The 17,464-nt window shown below is 71.0% G+C and carries 12 protein-coding genes; 5 read left to right on the plus strand and 7 right to left on the minus strand.

Annotated elements, in window-relative coordinates; all coding sequences use genetic code 11:
* Positions 1–4 precede the first annotated feature (4 nt).
* The 3 genes from HZU84_RS03050 to HZU84_RS03060 form a co-directional block, all read right to left on the minus strand.
* Positions 5–1,402, minus strand: coding sequence for an SUMF1/EgtB/PvdO family nonheme iron enzyme (locus HZU84_RS03050; RefSeq protein ID WP_149503024.1), 1,398 nt, complete (start codon positions 1,400–1,402; stop codon positions 5–7).
* 79 nt (positions 1,403–1,481) lie between these two features.
* Entirely contained in the window at positions 1,482–3,884 is a 2,403-nt protein-coding gene (locus HZU84_RS03055) for a methyl-accepting chemotaxis protein (RefSeq protein ID WP_180692769.1), read from the minus strand.
* A 42-nt stretch (positions 3,885–3,926) separates the two neighbouring features.
* The gene (locus tag HZU84_RS03060) at positions 3,927–5,966 is read right to left on the minus strand and encodes a methyl-accepting chemotaxis protein (protein ID WP_180692770.1); all 2,040 of its coding nucleotides are present in this window, start codon (positions 5,964–5,966) and stop codon (positions 3,927–3,929) included.
* A gap of 259 nt (positions 5,967–6,225) precedes the next feature.
* Between HZU84_RS03060 and HZU84_RS03065 the strand changes: the two genes are divergently transcribed.
* The 4 genes from HZU84_RS03065 (at position 6,226) to HZU84_RS03080 (ending at position 11,690) form a co-directional block, all read left to right on the plus strand.
* Entirely contained in the window at positions 6,226–7,395 is a 1,170-nt protein-coding gene (locus HZU84_RS03065; RefSeq protein ID WP_149503020.1) for a methyl-accepting chemotaxis protein, read from the plus strand.
* Between the two features lie 77 nt (positions 7,396–7,472).
* Positions 7,473–9,695: a chemotaxis protein CheA gene (locus tag HZU84_RS03070; protein WP_149503019.1), complete on the plus strand. Its 2,223-nt coding sequence runs from the start codon at positions 7,473–7,475 to the stop codon at positions 9,693–9,695.
* A 71-nt stretch (positions 9,696–9,766) separates the two neighbouring features.
* The gene (locus tag HZU84_RS03075; RefSeq protein WP_149503018.1) at positions 9,767–10,561 is read left to right on the plus strand and encodes a CheR family methyltransferase; all 795 of its coding nucleotides are present in this window, start codon (positions 9,767–9,769) and stop codon (positions 10,559–10,561) included.
* Positions 10,554–11,690, plus strand: coding sequence for a protein-glutamate methylesterase/protein-glutamine glutaminase (locus HZU84_RS03080; RefSeq protein ID WP_149503017.1), 1,137 nt, complete (start codon positions 10,554–10,556; stop codon positions 11,688–11,690). The genes HZU84_RS03075 and HZU84_RS03080 overlap by 8 nt, the downstream gene beginning before the upstream one ends.
* 27 nt (positions 11,691–11,717) lie before the next feature.
* Here HZU84_RS03080 and HZU84_RS03085 read toward each other — a convergent pair whose 3' ends face one another.
* The 4 genes from HZU84_RS03085 to HZU84_RS03100 all read right to left on the minus strand — a co-directional run bounded on the left by HZU84_RS03085 (position 11,718) and on the right by HZU84_RS03100 (position 16,392).
* A complete protein-coding gene (locus tag HZU84_RS03085) occupies positions 11,718–12,677 on the minus strand; it encodes an NAD(P)H-dependent flavin oxidoreductase (protein WP_149503016.1) in 960 nt (319 codons plus the stop codon).
* Positions 12,678–12,795: 118 nt separating this feature from the next.
* On the minus strand, positions 12,796–14,586 hold the full coding sequence (locus HZU84_RS03090) for an acyl-CoA dehydrogenase (RefSeq protein WP_149503015.1): 1,791 nt from the start codon (positions 14,584–14,586) through the stop codon (positions 12,796–12,798).
* A 125-nt stretch (positions 14,587–14,711) separates the two neighbouring features.
* Entirely contained in the window at positions 14,712–15,641 is a 930-nt protein-coding gene (locus HZU84_RS03095; protein WP_149503014.1) for an electron transfer flavoprotein subunit alpha/FixB family protein, read from the minus strand.
* A 1-nt stretch (position 15,642) separates the two neighbouring features.
* On the minus strand, positions 15,643–16,392 hold the full coding sequence (locus HZU84_RS03100; protein WP_149503013.1) for an electron transfer flavoprotein subunit beta/FixA family protein: 750 nt from the start codon (positions 16,390–16,392) through the stop codon (positions 15,643–15,645).
* A gap of 220 nt (positions 16,393–16,612) precedes the next feature.
* Between HZU84_RS03100 and murI the strand changes: the two genes are divergently transcribed.
* Positions 16,613–17,452 (plus strand): glutamate racemase, encoded by an 840-nt coding sequence (murI, locus tag HZU84_RS03105; RefSeq protein ID WP_244954438.1) that lies wholly within the window; start codon positions 16,613–16,615, stop codon positions 17,450–17,452.
* Positions 17,453–17,464: the final 12 nt, after the last annotated feature.

The raw sequence follows: 17,464 nt of genomic DNA on the forward strand, positions 1-17,464 counted from the left end.
GGGATCAGACCTCGATCAGGAAGCGGAAGCCCGCGTCGTCCAGGCGCTGGCTGCGCGGCGCCTCGAAGCGGCAGGAGGCCCGCGCCCAGCGCGCCGGCCCGGCCCAGGAGCCGCCGCGCAGCGCCCGGCCGATGTCGACCGGATCGCCCTGCGGGTCGAGCGCCGGCTCGCTGTCATAGCGGCGCTTGGCGTCCTGGCACCACTCCCAGACATTGCCATGCATCTGGTGCAGGCCCCAGGCGCTGGACGGCAGCGCCTGCACCGGCAGCGGGCCGTCGGCCTCGCCGCCGACATGCATCCATGCCGCGGAGGCCACCTCGCCGAAGTGGAAGCTGCCCCGCTGACCGGCACGGCAGGCGTATTCCCATTCGGCTTCGGTGGGCAGGCGCACCCGCGCGCCGTAGCCGATCTCGTGCGCCAGCGCAGGCAGGAAGAGCGCCTGGATGTCGTTCCAGCTGACCGAGTCGACCGGCAGATCCGGCCGCGCACGGTGCAGCGCCGGATCATCGCCCAGCAGCGCCGACCACAGCGCCCGGCTGCAGGCGGTGTCGGCCAGCCAGAAGGCGCGGGTCAGCGTGACCGGGTGGCGCGGCAGTTCGTCGGCGAAGCGCTCAGGCGTGCTCGGCCCGGCACCCATCAGGAACATGCCCGGCTCGATGCGGCGCAGGCGCTGGCGCACTCCATCCACGCCGATCTCGGCCCAGGCACCGATCTCGTCGCGCCCGCAGGCCAGCGCCCAGGCCGGCCAGCCGCCGTGCTCGAGCGGCTCGGCCGCGCTGCGGGCCGGCGCCCTCGCTGGCAGCGGCGGCGCCGGCGTGACCCGACTGCCATCGGCACGCCGCAGTGGCAGCACCTCGGCACTGCCGGCGACCGAAATCGCTTCGGGCATCGGTGCCGGCATCGGCGCGGGGGCGGTGACCAGCGCCAGCAGTTCGTCGGCCTCGCCGAGCTGACGCCGGATGGCCTCCACCAGACCCGTCAGCGCCGCGGACCGGCCGGCCCCATCGTCCAGGCGCTGCGGCTGCAGGTCGAGCAGGCTGTGCAGCTCCGACGGCAGATCGTGCTCGTCGGGCATCGGCGTCGAGCCCAGCAGCACCGGCAGGATCGGCACCCCGCGCTGCAGCCCTGTGGCGATCTCCAGCCGGACCCAGTCGCGCCGGTCCTGCAGGCGCGGCCGGCCACGGTCATCGGCGATGTGCGACCAGTCCGGGCCGATCAGCACCAGCAGCAGCCGGCAGTCCTGCATCTGCTGCTCGGCCTTCAGGCGCAGGTTCTCCCCGGGCAGCAGCCCTTCCAGGCCCATCACCACCCGGCCGGGAAAGTAGTGCAGAAGCCGCTCGAGCAGCATCCGGGCCGCATCGCGGCTGTCCTGTCGGCGGTAACTGATGACGATGGTGTTCATGATCGGGGCGAGCAGCGTCAGCCCTGATTTTCACACCACTCACGCCGTCCACATCACGCACATCCCACCCGGGCCAGGCTCAGGCAATCTCGAGCTCCGGCGCCGGCACCCGGGCCGGCGCCTGGGCACCGAAGGCATCCACGCCCTCGCGGCTGACGCCGCAGCCCAGGAAGAGCTCCTCGTCACGCAGCGCGATGACATAGGCGCTCTTGCGGATCGAGCCGCCGCTGACCGGGTCCAGCCCGAGATAGTCGATCCAGCCGCGTCCCTGGCGCGCCGCCTCGCGGCCGGCGCGGATCAGCGCATCGGCCGCATCGGCGCTCATCGACGGCGTCTCGTCGACCCGCTGCCCGGCCAGCTCCGGCCGGGCGGCATGGGCAGCGAAGCGGTCAGCGCCATCGATGACAAAGACGAACATGCCGCGCTGCGACCAGGGACCATCAGGCAGGTTGAACTCGACGAGCGCAGGATCCAGCCCCAGCTCGTCGATGCGGGCCACCGCCTGCTCGGCCAGTTCGCGCGCCTCCTCGACCGTGGCATCGCGCAGCCGGATGGTGGCCACCGAGCGGCGCAGCACCGTGGCCTGGGTCGACAGCACCCCGGCCGAGCGGCTCGACTGCACCGCAATCTCGGCGTTGTGGCGGGTCAGCGCGTCCAGACTCTCGATGGTGGCTGCCACGCCCGCCAGCGAATCGCGCTGGCTGGAGCTGCCCTCGGCCAGCGTCAGCAGCCGGGCGGAAATCTGGTCGATGCCGCTCGACAGGGCCTCGATGCGCTGGCCCGCCTCGTCGATGGCGCCGCGCGACTGCCCGGCCTGCAGCGCGGTGGCCTCGATCAGCGCATGCACCTCCGCTGCGGCCTGGCTGCAGCGTGCAGCCAGACCACGGATCTCGCCCGCCACCACCGCAAAGCCGCGTCCGGCCTCGCCGGCCCGGGAGGCCTCGATCGAGGCATTGAGCGCCAGCATGTTGGTCTGGAAGGCGATGTCGTCGATCACCGCATTGATCTCGGCCACCCGGCGCACGCTGTCCTGCAGCGCGGACATCGCGCCGATGGCGGCCTGCATCGCCTCGCTGCCGGTGGAGGCGTCGCCATGCAGCCCGGCCGCCAGATGCTGCAGCGCATCGGCCGCCCGGCTGCTGGCGCCGACCAGGCTGTCGAGCTGCTGCACGCTGCCGACGGTGCGGTGCAGCTCGGCCGACTGCTCCTCGGTGCGCTGGCGCAGCATGTCCCCCCCGCCGGACACCTGACCGCCCGCCTGGTCGATGCGCACCGCGCTGCTGCGGATCTCGCCCACCAGCGCCGACAGCCGCGCGCTCATCGCCTCGAGCGATCGCCCCACCTCGGCCATCTCGTCGGCACCTTCGATGCGGACCGCCCGGGTCAGGTCGCCGGCCGCCACCGCGCCGACCGCCGCGCTCACCTCGCCGAGCGCCTCCACGAAGCCGCGGTAGAAGCAGATCGCCAGATAGAGCGTCAGCAGCACGCCGGCCAGATTGAGCGCCAGCAGACCGGCCAGATGCACGCGCTGGGCCTGGGCCCGCTGCATGAGCCGCTCGTCCAGCCGGCCCCAGCTCTCCTGCTCGAGCTGTCCGAGCAGCTGCAGCACCTCGGCGGTCTCGCGCTGGAAGGGCAGCACCTCGGCCTCGATCGCCTCGCGGTCGAAGATCCCGCGAATCGTGCCGGCCAGGTGCTGCAGGCGCTCACGTGCGGCCGGGGCTCCCGGCAGCACGCCGGCGCCCGCCCGATCGAGCGCCTGCAGCCGCGGCAACATCGTGCCGGCAGCCCGCTCCAGATCGTCCGCCAACGCCAGCATCATCGCGGCCTCGCGCGGCATCACGTCGCGCTGCAGCAGCTCGATGCCGCGCGAGCCGGCCAGCGCCGTCGTCTCCAGCCAGGGCGGCAGCCGCTCGACCGAAAGATCGGCCAGCAGCGTGGCAGCCGGATCGGCATCGAAGAGCACGCCGGCGCGCTCGCTGCTCAGCCAGGCCAGCTGGCTCAGGCGAGCGGCCCGCGCACCATGCTCGGCCAGCATCTCGGCCCGCCTTTCCGGCAGGCGCCCCTGGGCCAGCGCCTGCAGACGCTCGCGCTCGGCCGGCCAGACATCCTCGAGCCGCAGCGCCTCCGGCATCTCGGCGCGGCGCGTCTCGACATGCTCGAGCGCCCGGGTGATCTGGCGCCGCACGCCATCGCGCGCACTGATCATTTCCGCCGACTGGGTGCCGGCCACCTGCAGGCTCAGGGTGCGGTGCAGTTGCACCAGCACCGCCATGTCGCCCAGATCGCGCGCCAGCGCAGCACCGGCGCGGGCCCGGTCGGCCGCGGCCAGCGTCCTCAGTCCGTCGCTCAGCGACAGGCCCAGCATCAGCAGCAGCGGCGGCAGCAGCAGCAGCGCCATCAGCATCATCTTGCGCGGCAGCGGCAGCCGGCGCATCAGGCGCATGCCGGGCTGCAGCAGCCGGCGGCCTCGGATCTGTTCCATCCTGCCCCCTCCCACTTGTAGGTCCTTGTGCATCCTCGATGCTCAGCGCACCACGAAGTGCCCGACCGAGCGCTTGAGCGCATCACCCTGGTGGCGCAAGCCCCCCGAGGCCTCCGACAGCTGCGCCACCAGCGCGACATTGCCCTGCACCGAGGCATCCACCTGATGCACGATGTCGAGCACCTGCTGCGACTGCTCGCGGCTGTCGAGCGTGACCTGCACCAGGCTGCCCATGATCCGGTCGACCGCCTGGATCTCGTCGCCGGTGCGGCCCACCGCACGGCTGGCGCGATCGGTCATCACGCTGCCCTGCTCGATCTCGGCGGCCGACACCTCGACGATGGCGCGGATCTTGGCCGCCGCATCCTCGCTGCGCTGCGCCAGCGAGCGCACCTCCTGCGCCACCACCGAGAAACCGCGGCTGGCGCTGCCGGCACGCGCCGCCTCGACCGAGGCATTGAGCGACAGCAGCTTGGTCTGGAAGGCCACCGCCTCCACCAGCCCGACGATGTGGACGATCTCGCGGCTCTTGACCTGCAGCGACTGCATGCTCTCGCGCAGGCCCTCCATCGCCTTGCGGCTGCGCTGAGCCTCGGTGCGCATCGTGCGCACATGCTCGGCCGCCTCGTCGACCTGGTGCGCGCACGCATCCATCGCGCCGGAGAAGCGCTGCGCCCGCTCGACCACCTTGGACAGCGCATCGCGCACCTCGCCGGTGCGCCCCGACAGACCGGTGTTGCCGACCGCCACCTCGCGCGAGGCATGGGTCACTGCGGCCACACCGTGCTGGACCGCCTCGAACAGCGACGAGATGCTGGCGTTCGCCCGGCCCAGCGTGTTGAGCGCATGGCCGATCTCGTCGCGCCCCCAGCCACGCGGACGTGCGCTCAGATCCCCCTGGCCGATGCGGTCGAGATGACGGCACAGCGTGTTCAGCCCGCCCGACATCACCCGGTACAGGCAGACCAGCAGATAGAGGCCCACCAGCGCCAGCACGCCCAGCAGCGCCAGCCGCACGCCGAGCCGATCGACCAGCACCGCCTCCCGCGCCTTCATTCGCGTGCCGATGCGCTCCAGCGCCATGTGCTGCAGCCGGGCGCTGGCCTCGATGGCGGTCACCGCCAACCGGGTATAGGCCGCGACATCCACCGCGGACCGGTCCTGTCCGGTCAGCCGCAGGGTCATGGCCAGCAGATCGCGGATCGAGCCCAGATCGCGCTGCACCGCATCCACATCCAGCAGCTGCATCAGCAGGGCCTGGGATACCGCCGGCCGGGCCTGGTCCGACAGCATCTCCACCCGCCCCTGCAGCAGCAGCATCTCGTTCTGACGCACCTCGGTGGCGGCGTTCATCTGCAGAAAGCCTTTTCCGGCCAGGCGCTGCATCTGCATCAGCATCTGGAACTGCGGATCCACCAGGCCTGTGCGCAGCATCTTGCTGCCGACATCGGTGTCGACCGCATGGGACCAGTCGGTGACCAGCACACCGCGCAGCACCTCGAGCTCGGCCACGCAGTCGAACAGGGCCTGCCAGCGCTGGGCGGGATCGGTGCTGTCGAGTCGGGCCAGCATCAGCTCATGGCGAGCCAGCAGGCGCTTGCGAGCGGCCGACAGCGCGCTGACCCGATCCGGTGCCGCCTCGGGCAGCCGGTCGAGCTGCTGCTGCAGGCGGGCAAAGGCCTCGGCCTCCTGGCGACGCAGGGCCGCCAGGTCGCCATGCGGCATCGACTGCTCGCGCCAGAAGGTCTCGCGGGCCAGCCGGCCGATCAGCAGATTCAGATCGACCACCGCCTGGTAGCGCGTCTGCCCCTCGACGGCACGACGCACCTCGGCGAGATGGCCGCGCCAGAGCTGCACTGCATCCTGCATCAGCATCACACCCGGCAGCAGCAGCAGCGTGCCCACCAGCACGGTCTTGCGGGCCAGGCTCAGGTTGCGCAGCAGGCGGATGCCGGGACCCCACAGGCCAGCGGGCTGCTCGGCCAGCCAGCGATGCACGCGCGCGACAAGCTCGGCAAGTGCGCCGACGCGGCCGGCGGCGGCCTTCTCGACTCGGGCGGGAGATTCTGCGGCGGTGGTCATGTCGTTCCTCGTCGGGCACGGGCACGGGGCCGGGCTGCCGCGCTATCGGCCCGGGCCGCGCGAGGCTGAAGCGCCCGTCGCGCCCGGGTGTCCCCGTCGTCCGGCACTGTGCCCGCTGCCTCTGACGCGAACGGAAGGAACAGCGCCGGGGCGCCGGGGCTTATCCGGCCGTCGGGGACGCGGCGAATGCGGACACTGCGCTGCGACAAGCCGTGCTGCGCCCTCGGCCCGCGGCCCCGAGCACTTCCATGGAACAGGGATGTCCGAGACCTCGACGATCAGCGCCCCCGTCGCACCCGCCGCCCGCAGCTCCGCCCTGCGTCGGGCGGCTGCAGCCGCTCTGCTCGTCGCGGCGGGCAGCGCAGGTGCAGCGCTCTCGCCCTGGCCGGCGGCCACCTGCGCCGCGCTGGCCTTGGCCGCCGCGCTGCTGGCCATGCGTGCGGGCACGGGCAGCGGCCTGCCCGGCGGCTCGGCCAGCCCGCCGCTGTCGATGGCGGTCGACAGCGGTCCGCAGTCGGTGCCCATCCTGCTGCCGCGCCAGGTGCTGCCGGTCTGGAAGCGCAGCATCGAGGCGGCCCGAACACAATCCGAGCAGAGCAGCAACGAACTGGTCGAGCGCTTCGCCAGCATCAGCCAGCAGCTCGACACCACGCTGGGCGCCAGCGCCGGCGTGACCCGGCTGGATCCGGGCACCAGCGACCGGCTGCTCGAGCAGCACCAGCCCGAGATCGATGCGCTGCTGCAGAGCAGCCGTGCGGCGCTGCGGCTGCGCGACGACACGCTGACGACGCTGGAGGCCCTGGCCGCGCCGGTGGGCGAACTCGGCCGGCTGGCGCGCGAGGTGCAGTCGATCGCACGCTCGACCCAGATGCTCGCGCTCAACGCCTCGGTCGAGGCCACCCGCGCCGGCGAGCGCGGCACCGGCTTTGCGGTGGTCGCGCACGAGGTGCGCCAGCTCGCCGGACAGTCGCGCCAGGTGGGGGCCAGCATCGCCGCGCATGTCGGGCGGCTGCAGGAATCGGTCAGCGATCTGCGCTCGCGCGCCCGCGCCGAATCGGTCGACGACGAGGAGCTCGCGCTGCAGGCCGAGGAGCGCGCACGCCAGATCGTGCGCGGGCTGCTGGGCAGCCTGGGCGAAGTCGGCCGCGCCTCGCGCGAGCTGCACGACACCGGCCGCCAGGTCCAGGGCGACATCGACCAGATCCTGATGAGCCTGCAGTCGCACGACCGCTTCACCCAGATGCTGGGCTCGATCAGCGAGGACATCGAGCGGCTGACCCGCTGGATCGGCGGCGAGCAGGATCCGCAGGCCGACAACCCGGCACGCTGGCTCGAGCGCCTCGAGCAGAGCTACACGATGGAGGAGATGCGCTCGGCGCATCACGGCGTGACCTCGGTCGACCGCCAGGCCGGCGTCGAGTTCTTCTGAACCCGAGGTCGCCCCCTCCTGCCCCGCCAGCCGCACCGCCCCCCTTTCACCCCACGACCATCCAGACAGACGCCGCGATGAGCAAGCATTCCCCCGGAGACGACGACGACATCATCGCGGCCGCCCGCGAGGGCTTTCTCGAGGAGGCCCAGGACAATCTGCGCCAGTTCGAGCAGGGCCTGCTGGCGATGGAGCAGGACCCCGGCGACGCCGAGGCGGTCAACAGCGCCTTTCGCGCCGCGCACACCATCAAGGGCGGCGCCGGGCTGTTCGGCTTCCAGGCGGTGGTCGGCTTCACCCACGAGGTCGAGAGCGTGCTCGACCGCATGCGCGACGGCCTGCTGGCGGTGACCGAGCCCGGCATGGCGCTGCTGCTGCAGGGCCGCGACCAGATGGAGCGGCTGGTGCACGCGGTGCGCGACGGCACCGAGGGCAGCGCCGAGCTGGAGGCGATCAGCCAGCGCCTGGGCGAGCAGCTGCGCCAGCTGCGCGGCGGGTCCGCAGGCGCAGCCGCACCGCACCCCGCAGCCGTGACGGCCACGCCCGGGGACAGCCCGGCCAGCGACGACGAGGGATCGGGCGTCTGGCACCTGTCGCTGCGACTGGGCGTGGACGCGCTGCGCAACGGCCTCGACCCGATGTCCTTCATCCGCTACCTCGACACGCTGGGCGAGGTCGAGGGCATCCGCACGCTGACCGAGGCGGTGCCGGAGCTGCTGCTGCTCGATCCGGAGGGCTGCTGCCTGGGCTTCGAGATCCGCCTGCGCAGCCCGGCCGACCGGCAGACCATCGTCGACGTGTTCGAGTTCCTGCAGGACGACTGCGAGCTGGAGGTGCTGGCGCCGGATGCCGGCGCGGCGGACTACCAGCGGCTGCTGGCGCAGCGCGCCGCCGACGAGCCGGCACGCGAGGCGCTGCTGGCGCACTGGCAGGCGCTGGGCCTGGCCCGGCTGCTCGAGACGGCCGAGTCGGAGGACAGCGGCCAGCCCGCCGTCGCCGACAGCCCCGCGCCGGCCGCCGCCAGCGTGGCGCCCCGCCCGCCGGCGACCGCAGCGCGGGCCGAGGAGCGTCGCGGCGGCGCACGCGACCGGCGCGCCGGCAGCGAGGAAAGCCGCTTCATCCGGGTGCGCGCCGACAAGCTCGACCACCTGATCGACCTGATCGGCGAGCTGGTCATCGCCAGCTCCGGCGCGCAGGTCGCGGCGCAGCAGGAACGCTCGACCCGCTTCGGCGAGGCCGCGCAGCGCATCCATGACCTGGTGCAGGAGGCGCGCGACGGCGCCCTGGGCCTGCGCATGGTGCCGATCGGCGAGACCTTCAGCCGCTTCCAGCGCGTGGTGCGCGACGTCAGCAAGGAACTCGGCAAGGACGTCGCGCTGCAGATCACCGGCGGCGACACCGAGCTGGACAAGTCGATGGTCGAGACCATCGCCGACCCGCTGATGCACCTGGTGCGCAACAGCCTCGACCACGGCCTGGAGACCGCCGAGGACCGCGAAGCCGCCGGCAAGCCCGGCCAGGGCACGCTGGCGCTGCACGCCTATCACGAGTCCGGCAACGTGATCATCGAGGTCAGCGACGACGGCCGCGGCCTGAACCGCGACCGCATCCTGGCGAAGGCGGTCGAGCGCGAGCTGGTCTCGCCCGACAGCGTGCTCGACGACGAGCAGGTCTACCGGCTGATCTTCGAGCCCGGCTTCTCGACCGCCGCACAGGTGACCAACCTGTCGGGCCGGGGCGTCGGCATGGACGTGGTCAAGCGCAACGTCGAGTCGCTGCGCGGCCAGATCAAGGTCGCCAGCACGCCCGGTCGCGGCGCGACGATGCAGATCCGCCTGCCGCTGACGCTGGCCATCATCGACGGCTTCCTGACCCAGGTCGCGGGCGTGAGCTATGTGCTGCCGCTGGAGATCGTCGCCGAATGCATCGAGACGCCGCCGGGCTTCGCGCTGGGCGAGTGCGGCGCCTGCGGCTGCTTCGACCTGCGCGGCGAGGTGGTGCCCTACATCGACCTGCGACGCTGCTTCGGCCATGACGGCCCGCGCCCGACACGCCAGAGCCTGATCGTGGTGCACAGCACCGACAGCCGCATCGGCCTGCTGGTCGACCGGCTGCTGGGCGAGTACCAGACCGTCATCAAGCCGCTGGGCAGCATCTTCCAGCATCTGGAGGGCATTGCCGGCTCGACCATCCTGGGCAGCGGCGAGGTCGCGCTGATCCTGGATGTGGCCTCGCTCGAGCGCTACCAGATCCGCCAGTCGGCGCCGCCGCGCCTGACCCGCAGCACGGTGGCGACCTGAGCCACCCGCCGGTCGTCGCCGCCCCTCCCTCGTTCAATCCCCCTCAACTCATCGTCCCGCCGGAAGCCGCCATGCTGTCCCAGAAATCCTTTGAAGCCGTCACCTCGATGTTCCACAAGGTCTCGGGCATCCAGCTGACCGATGCCAAGCGCGCGCTGGTGGCCGGCCGGCTGCAGAAGCTCGCGCAGGCACGCGGCCTGAGCTCGGTCGACCAGTACGTCGAGCAGCTCATGCGCGACAACGACACCGAGGAAATGGTCCGCCTGGTCGACAAGCTGACCACCAACGAGACCTACTTCTTCCGCGAGCCGCAGCATTTCGAGCGCATGAAGAGCGTCATCGAGAAGCGCCCGGCCTCGGCCGGCGAGTTCCGCGTCTGGAGCGCGGCCAGCTCCTCCGGCGAGGAGGCCTACAGCATCGCGATGGTGCTGGGCAACCACTACGGCACCCGCGGCTGGAAGATCGTCGGCACCGACCTGTCGACCGCGATGGTCGACACCGCACGCCGCGCGGTCTACCCGATGGAGCGCGCCCGCCAGACCGCGCAGGCCGACCTGAAGCGCTGGTGCCTGAAGGGCCAGGGCGACAACGCCGGCAAGCTGATGATCTCGCCGGAGCTGCGCCAGAACGTCACCTTCGAGAACGCCAACCTGATGCGCCAGCTGCCGGAGATCGGCCTGTTCGACATCATCTTCCTGCGCAATGTGCTGATCTACTTCGAGCCGCCGGCCAAGGCCGAGATCGTGCGCCGGGTGCTGCCCAAGCTCAAGCCGGGCGGGCTGCTCTTCACCGGCCATGCGGAGTCGATCGCCAACCTCGGCCTGCCTGTCACCAGCCTGGCCCCGGCGGTCTACACCCATGCCTGAACTGCCGCGCCGCGCCGTCCCTGCGGCGGGCACCCGGCCGGTCCGGGCCTTCCTGATCGACGACTCGGCCGTCGTGCGCCGCTTCATGGCCGAGACGCTGACGGCCGGGGGCATCGAGGTCATCGGCTCGGCCGGCGACCCGCTGTTCGCGATGCCGAAGATGACGGCCGACTGGCCGGACGTCATCGTGCTGGACGTCGAGATGCCGCGCATGGACGGCATCACCTTCCTGCGCCAGCTGATGAACGAGCGCCCCACGCCGGTGGTGATGTGCTCGACGCTGACCGAGAAGGGCTGCGAGACCACGATGGCGGCACTCGACGCCGGCGCGGTCGGCTTCGTCACCAAGCCCAAGGAGGGGCTGCGCGAGTTCCTGACCGATGACGGCAACGGCCTGGTCGCGGCGGTCAAGGCGGCCGCGCGCGCCAATGTCGCCGCCGCGGCCAGCCTGCGCAGCCAGCGTCCGGCCACTGGCAGCGCGCCGGTGATCCGCCCGCCGGCGGTGCAGCAGGCGATGAGCCGCACCACCGACCGGGTGGTGGCGATCGGCCTGTCCACCGGCGGCGTGCAGTCGATCGAGGTGGTGCTGCGCGGCCTGGGCCGCACCACCACGCCCGGCATCGTCATGGTCCAGCACATGCCCGAGAAGTTCACCGCCTCGCTGGCGGCGCGGCTCGACAGCCAGTACGACCTGGAGGTGATGGAGGCCAAGGACGGCGACCGCGTCATCAACGGCCGGCTGCTGATCGCGCCGGGCGGGCGTCACATGCGGCTGCTGCGCAGCGGTGCGCAGTATGTCGTCGAGGTCAAGGACGGGCCGCTGATCAACCATCACCGGCCCTCGGTCGATGTGCTGTTCAAGTCGGTGGCGCAGAACGCCGGGCGCAACGCGCTGGGCATCATCCTGACCGGCATGGGCAACGACGGCGCGCGCGGCCTGCTGGAAATGCACCGCGCCGGCGCCTGGACCGCCGCGCAGGACGAGGCCACCAGCATCGTCTACGGCATGCCCGCCGAGGCGCTCAAGCTCGGTGGCGTCGACGACGTCGTGCCGCTGGGTCGGGTCGCCGAGTGGATCCACAGCGCCAGCCACCGGCCGCTGCGCACGCCGGGCGCCACGCCGGGCTGATCCTCGCTGCGCGACCGGCGCGGCCTCTCAGCGGCCCAGGCCGCACAGCCGCGCCCGCGCGGCCTCGTAGTCGCGGCGCAGCCGGGCGACGCGCTCGGCCGCCGGCACCACCGCGTCGATCGCGCCGATGCCCTGGCCACAGCCCCAGATGTCCTTCCACGCCTTCTTCGCGTCGCCGCCGAAGTTCATCGCCGACGGGTCGCTTTCGGGCAGGCGGTCCGGGTCGAGGCCGGCGGCGCGGATCGACGGCTTCAGGTAGTTGCCGTGCACGCCGGTGAACAGACTCGAGTAGACGATGTCGTCGCTGTTCGAGTCGACGACGCACTGCTTGTAGGCTTCGCTGGCCCGCGCCTCGTCGGTGGCGATGAAGGCCGAGCCGATGTAGGCGAAGTCGGCGCCCATGGCCTGCGCCGCCAGCACCGCGCCGCCCGAGGCGATCGAGCCCGAGAGCGCCAGCGGACCGTCGAACCACTGGCGGATCTCCTGGATCAGCGCAAACGGGCTCTTGGTGCCCGCGTGTCCGCCCGCGCCGGCGGCGACCGCGATCAGGCCGTCGGCGCCCTTCTCGACCGCCTTGCGGGCAAAGGCGTTGTTGATGATGTCGTGCATCACCACGCCACCCCAGCCGTGCACCGCGTCGTTCACGTCGGTGCGCGCGCCCAGGCTGGTGATGATGATCGGCACCTTGTACTTGGCGCACAGCGCCATGTCCTGCTCGAGCCGGTCGTTGCTCTTGTGCACGATCTGGTTGATCGCGAACGGCGCGGACGGCGCGTCCGGGTGCGCGGCGTCGTAGGCGGCCAGCGTCTCGGTGATCTCGGCCAGCCACTCGTCGAGCTGCGAGGCCGGGCGGGCATTGAGCGCCGGCATCGAGCCGACGACGCCGGCCTGGCACTGGGCGATGACCAGCTTCGGGTTGCTGATGATGAACAGCGGCGAGCCGATGATGGGCAGCGGCAGCCGGGCAAGGACGGGGGGCAGCGGCACGGACGGTCTCCTGAAGAGGTGCTGGAGTTCGGGGAACAGAGTCCCCCGCAGTGTGCCGCGGCCCGGCGTCCCGCCCTGTCGCTCAGGCGGCAGGCATCGGAACGCTGTCAGAACGCCATCAGAACGCGTCCAGCGCCATGTCGCACACCGAATCCGCGCCGCCGACGATCGCGTCGCGCAGGCCCGGCACCTTGACCAGGATGTGCTCGGCGTAGAAGCGCGCGGTGACGATCTTGGACTTCATGAAGTCGACGTCCTCGCCCTCGTTCAGGCTGTCCTGCGCCGCCAGCAGCGCGCGGCCCATCTGCCAGCCGGCCATCAGGTTGCCGGCCAGCATCAGGTAGGGCACCGAGCCGGCGTAGGCCGCGTTCGGGCTGGCCTTGGCGCTGCCGGCGATGAAGTCGACCGCATCCAGGAAAGCCAGGCGGGCCGCCTTCAGGTTCTTTGCAAAGGACTGCGCGGCGGCATCGTCGCGCGCGGCCAGCAGCTCCTCGGTCTGCGCGATCTGGTCGGCCAGCGCCCGGGCGGTCTGGCCGCCGTCGCGGGCGGTCTTGCGACCGACGAGGTCGTTCGACTGGATCGCGGTCGTGCCTTCGTAGATCGTCAGGATCTTGGCGTCGCGGTAGTACTGAGCCGCACCGGTCTCCTCGATGAAGCCCATGCCGCCGTGGACCTGCACGCCCAGGCTGGTGACCTCCAGGCTCATCTCGGTCGAATAGCCCTTGATCAGCGGCACCATGAACTCGTAGAAGGTCTGGTTGGCCTTGCGGGTTTCCGGATCCGGATGGTGGTGCGCGGCGTCATAGGCAGCACCGGAGACCAGCGCCAGAGCGCGGCAGCCTTCGGTGTAGGCGCGCATCGTCATCAGCATGCGGCGCACGTCCGGGTGGTGGATGATGCTGGCCGCACCCGCCACCGAGCCGTCGACCGGGCGCGACTGCACGCGGTCGCGTGCGTACTGCACCGCCTTCTGGTAGGCCCGCTCGGCCACCGCGATGCCCTGCACGCCGACCGCGAAGCGCGCCGAGTTCATCATGATGAACATGTACTCGAGGCCGCGGTTCTCCTGGCCGACCAGGTAGCCGACCGCGCCGCCGTGGTCACCGAACTGCAGCACCGCGGTCGGGCTGGCCTTGATGCCCATCTTGTGCTCGATCGAGACGCAGTGCACGTCGTTGCGCTCGCCCAGCGAGCCGTCGGCACCGACCATGAACTTCGGCACGATGAACAGGCTGATGCCCTTGACGCCCTCCGGCGCACCGGCGACGCGCGCCAGCACCAGGTGGACGATGTTCTCGGCCATGTCGTGCTCGCCGTAGGTGATGAAGATCTTCGTGCCGAAGACACGATAGCTGCCGTCCGGCTGCGGCTCGGCCTTGGTGCGCACCGCGGCCAGGTCGGAGCCGGCCTGCGGCTCGGTCAGGTTCATCGTGCCGGTCCAGCGGCCTTCGTTCATCGGCGGCAGGTACAGCGCCTTCTGCTCCTCGGAGCCAGCGGTCAGCAGCGCCTCGATCGCGCCATCGGTCAGCAGCGGGCACAGCGCGAAGCTCAGGTTGGCGCTGTTGAGGATCTCGCCGCAGGCCGCGCCGATCGCCTTGGGCAGCCCCTGGCCGCCGAACTCGACCGGGTGCTGCAGGCCCTGCCAGCCACCTTCGCCGTACTGCCTGAACGCGTCCTTGAAGCCCGGCGTGGTGGTGACGACGCCGTCCTTCCAGCTCGAGGGGTTCTTGTCACCCTCCCAGTTCAGCGGCGCGACGACGCCTTCGTTGAACTTCGCGCACTCCTCCAGCACCGCCTGCGCGGTGTCCAGACCGGCCTCGGCGAAGGCGTCGATCTGCGTGAGCTGGTCCAGACCGGCCAGCTCCTTCAGGCCGAACAGGAAATCCTTGAGGGGGGCTCGGTAGGTCATTTCGGGGTCCTTTGGGGTGGTTTCAGGGGCAAAAATCGGGCGTCGGGCCGAAAAAAAGGCGCCTCAGCCAGTGGGGCGCCCTTTTCGGGGAGGTCGGCATGTCGTCTGCCGGACGATCGCAGGGATCAGAGGGTCTTGACCAGCTCAGGCACGGCCGCGAACAGGTCGGCTTCCAGGCCGTAGTCGGCCACCTGGAAGATCGGGGCCTCCGGATCCTTGTTGATCGCGACGATCACCTTGGAGTCCTTCATGCCGGCCAGGTGCTGGATCGCGCCCGAGATGCCGCAGGCCACATACAGCTGCGGCGCGACGATCTTGCCGGTCTGGCCGACCTGCCAGTCGTTCGGCGCGTAGCCGGCATCGACCGCGGCGCGGCTGGCGCCCAGCGCGGCGCCGAGCTTGTCGGCAAGCGGCGTCAGCACTTCGTCGAACTTCTCGCTCGAGCCCAGCGCGCGGCCACCCGAGACGATGATCTTCGCGGCGGTCAGCTCCGGACGGTCGCTCTTCGTGACCTCGCGGCCGACGAAGGTGCTCTTGCCGGAGTCGGCGGCTGCAGCGACGGTCTCCACCGCGGCGCTGCCGCCGGTGGCGGCCGCGGCGTCGAAGCCAGTCGAGCGCACGGTGATGACCTTGACGGCGTCCAGGCTCTGCACGGTGGCGACCGCGTTGCCGGCGTAGATCGGGCGCTCGAAGGTGTCGGCGCTGACGACCCGGGTGATGTCGCTGACCTGGGCCACGTCCAGCTTGGCCGCCACGCGCGGCGCGACGTTCTTGCCGCTGGCCGTCGCCGGGAACAGCAGGTGGCTGTAGCCGCCGGCCACCGTCAGCACCTGCGCCGCGAGGTTCTCGGCCAGGCCGTCGGCCAGGCTGCCACCGTCCGCATGCAGCACCTTGGCGACGCCGGCGATCTGCGCCGCGGCCGCCGCGGCCGCCGCGGCGTTCGCGCCCGCGACCAGCACATGCACTTCACCGAGCTGCGCCGCAGCGGTCACGGTGTTCAGCGTCGCACCCTTGATGGACGCATTGTCGTGTTCAGCAATGACGAGTGCAGCCATCTCAGATCACCTTCGCTTCGTTCTTCAGCTTGGCGACCAGCGTCGCCACGTCCGCCACCTTGATGCCGGCGCTGCGCTTGGCCGGCTCGGCCACCTGCAGCGTCTTGATGCGCGGCCCCACGTCCACGCCCAGCGCGTCCGGCTTGACGGTCTCCAGCGGCTTCTTCTTCGCCTTCATGATGTTCGGCAGCGTGACATACCGCGGCTCGTTCAGGCGCAGGTCCGTCGTCAGCACCGCCGGCAGCGCCACCGACACCGTCTCCAGACCGCCGTCGACCTCGCGTGTCACCACTGCACGGCCGTCCGCCACCTCGACCTTCGACGCGAAGGTCGCCTGCGGCAGATCCGCCAGCGCCGCCAGCATCTGGCCAGTCTGGTTGCAGTCGTCGTCGATCGCCTGCTTGCCCAGGATCACCAGGCCGGGCTGTTCCTTGTCGACCAGCGCCTTCAGGATCTTCGCCACCGCCAGCGGTTGCAGTTCGGCATCGGTCTCGACCAGGATGCCGCGGTCGGCACCGATGGCCATCGCCGTGCGCAGCGTCTCCTGGCACTGGCTCACGCCGCACGACACCGCCACGATCTCCGTGACGATGCCCTTCTCCTTCAGTCGCACCGCTTCCTCGACGGCAATCTCGTCGAAGGGGTTCATGCTCATCTTCACGTTGGCGATGTCCACGCCGGTGCCGTCGCTCTTCACGCGCACCTTCACGTTGTAGTCGACCACCCGCTTGACGGGTACGAGTGCCTTCATGCGAGGTTCTCCAAAGTCTGCATGCTGTAGATGGGGAGCCGGATTTTAGGGTCCGGCTCGGATGAAATTGCGACGGATTGTGGCACCGTCGCCTCAAAAAAGCACGACCGTTCGATTCTAGAATGAAAACGGCGACGTTTCCGGGTCACGCACCTCGGGATCTCCCTGAGAAGGCGGCTGCTAGACTGCCCGGCCGACCTTGCCTGCCTGCCTTTCTGCCGTGATCACGCCGACTGCCTGCCCTCCCTCCGCGGCCACCGCTCGCATCGGCGTGTTCGATTCCGGGCTGGGCGGACTGTCGGTGCTGCGTGCGATCCGCTCGCTGCTGCCGGCGGCCGAGCTGATGTATGTGGCCGACTCCGGTCATGCACCCTACGGCGAGCGCGGCGACGCGCATGTCATCGCCCGGTCGCGCGCGATTGCCGCCTTCCTGCGCAAACGCGGCGCCGATCTGCTGGTCATCGCCTGCAACACCGCGACCGCAGCGGCCGTTTCCGCGCTGCGCCAGGACCATCCGGTCTGGCCGATCGTCGGCGTCGAGCCGGGCATCAAGCCGGCCGCCGGACTGACGCGCAACGGCCGCATCGGCGTGATGGCCACCACCGGCACGCTGCGCAGCGAGCGCTTCCGGTTGCTGGCCCAGGCCCACGCGGCTCATGTCGACCTGCGGCTGCAGCCCTGCCCCGGCCTGGCCGCAGCCATCGAAGGCGGCGAAGTCGATTCACCCGAGGTCAGGTCCAGGGTTGCCGAGCACTGCGCGCCGCTGCGCGAGCAGCAGGTCGACACCGTGGTGCTCGGCTGCACCCACTATCCCTTCGTCGCTCATCACATCCAGGCCGAACTCGGCCCGATGGTCAGGCTGATCGACACCTCGGACGCAGTCGCGCGGCGCACACGCCACCTGTGCGAGTCGCTGCCAGCCCGAACTGCATTGCCGGTGGCAGCCGCCACCGATGCGGCCAGGCTGTGGACCACCGGCGAGCAGGTCCGGCTGGAGAGCTTCGCCAGGCGCTGGCTGGATTTCGCCTGGCAGGCCGAAGCAGCGGCGATTCCAGACTGAGTCAACAAGACA

Source organism: Sphaerotilus sulfidivorans (genome assembly GCF_013426975.1).
Classification (GTDB): domain Bacteria; phylum Pseudomonadota; class Gammaproteobacteria; order Burkholderiales; family Burkholderiaceae_C; genus Sphaerotilus; species Sphaerotilus sulfidivorans.

Coding starts and splice junctions, on each gene's coding strand:
- HZU84_RS03050 (WP_149503024.1), bottom strand. CDS start 1,402: ATGAACACCATCGTCATCAGTTACCGCCGACAGGACAGCCGCGATGCG.
- HZU84_RS03055 (WP_180692769.1), bottom strand. CDS start 3,884: ATGGAACAGATCCGAGGCCGCCGGCTGCTGCAGCCCGGCATGCGCCTG.
- HZU84_RS03060 (WP_180692770.1), bottom strand. CDS start 5,966: ATGACCACCGCCGCAGAATCTCCCGCCCGAGTCGAGAAGGCCGCCGCC.
- HZU84_RS03065 (WP_149503020.1), top strand. CDS start 6,226: ATGTCCGAGACCTCGACGATCAGCGCCCCCGTCGCACCCGCCGCCCGC.
- HZU84_RS03070 (WP_149503019.1), top strand. CDS start 7,473: ATGAGCAAGCATTCCCCCGGAGACGACGACGACATCATCGCGGCCGCC.
- HZU84_RS03075 (WP_149503018.1), top strand. CDS start 9,767: ATGCTGTCCCAGAAATCCTTTGAAGCCGTCACCTCGATGTTCCACAAG.
- HZU84_RS03080 (WP_149503017.1), top strand. CDS start 10,554: ATGCCTGAACTGCCGCGCCGCGCCGTCCCTGCGGCGGGCACCCGGCCG.
- HZU84_RS03090 (WP_149503015.1), bottom strand. CDS start 14,586: ATGACCTACCGAGCCCCCCTCAAGGATTTCCTGTTCGGCCTGAAGGAG.
- HZU84_RS03095 (WP_149503014.1), bottom strand. CDS start 15,641: ATGGCTGCACTCGTCATTGCTGAACACGACAATGCGTCCATCAAGGGT.
- HZU84_RS03100 (WP_149503013.1), bottom strand. CDS start 16,392: ATGAAGGCACTCGTACCCGTCAAGCGGGTGGTCGACTACAACGTGAAG.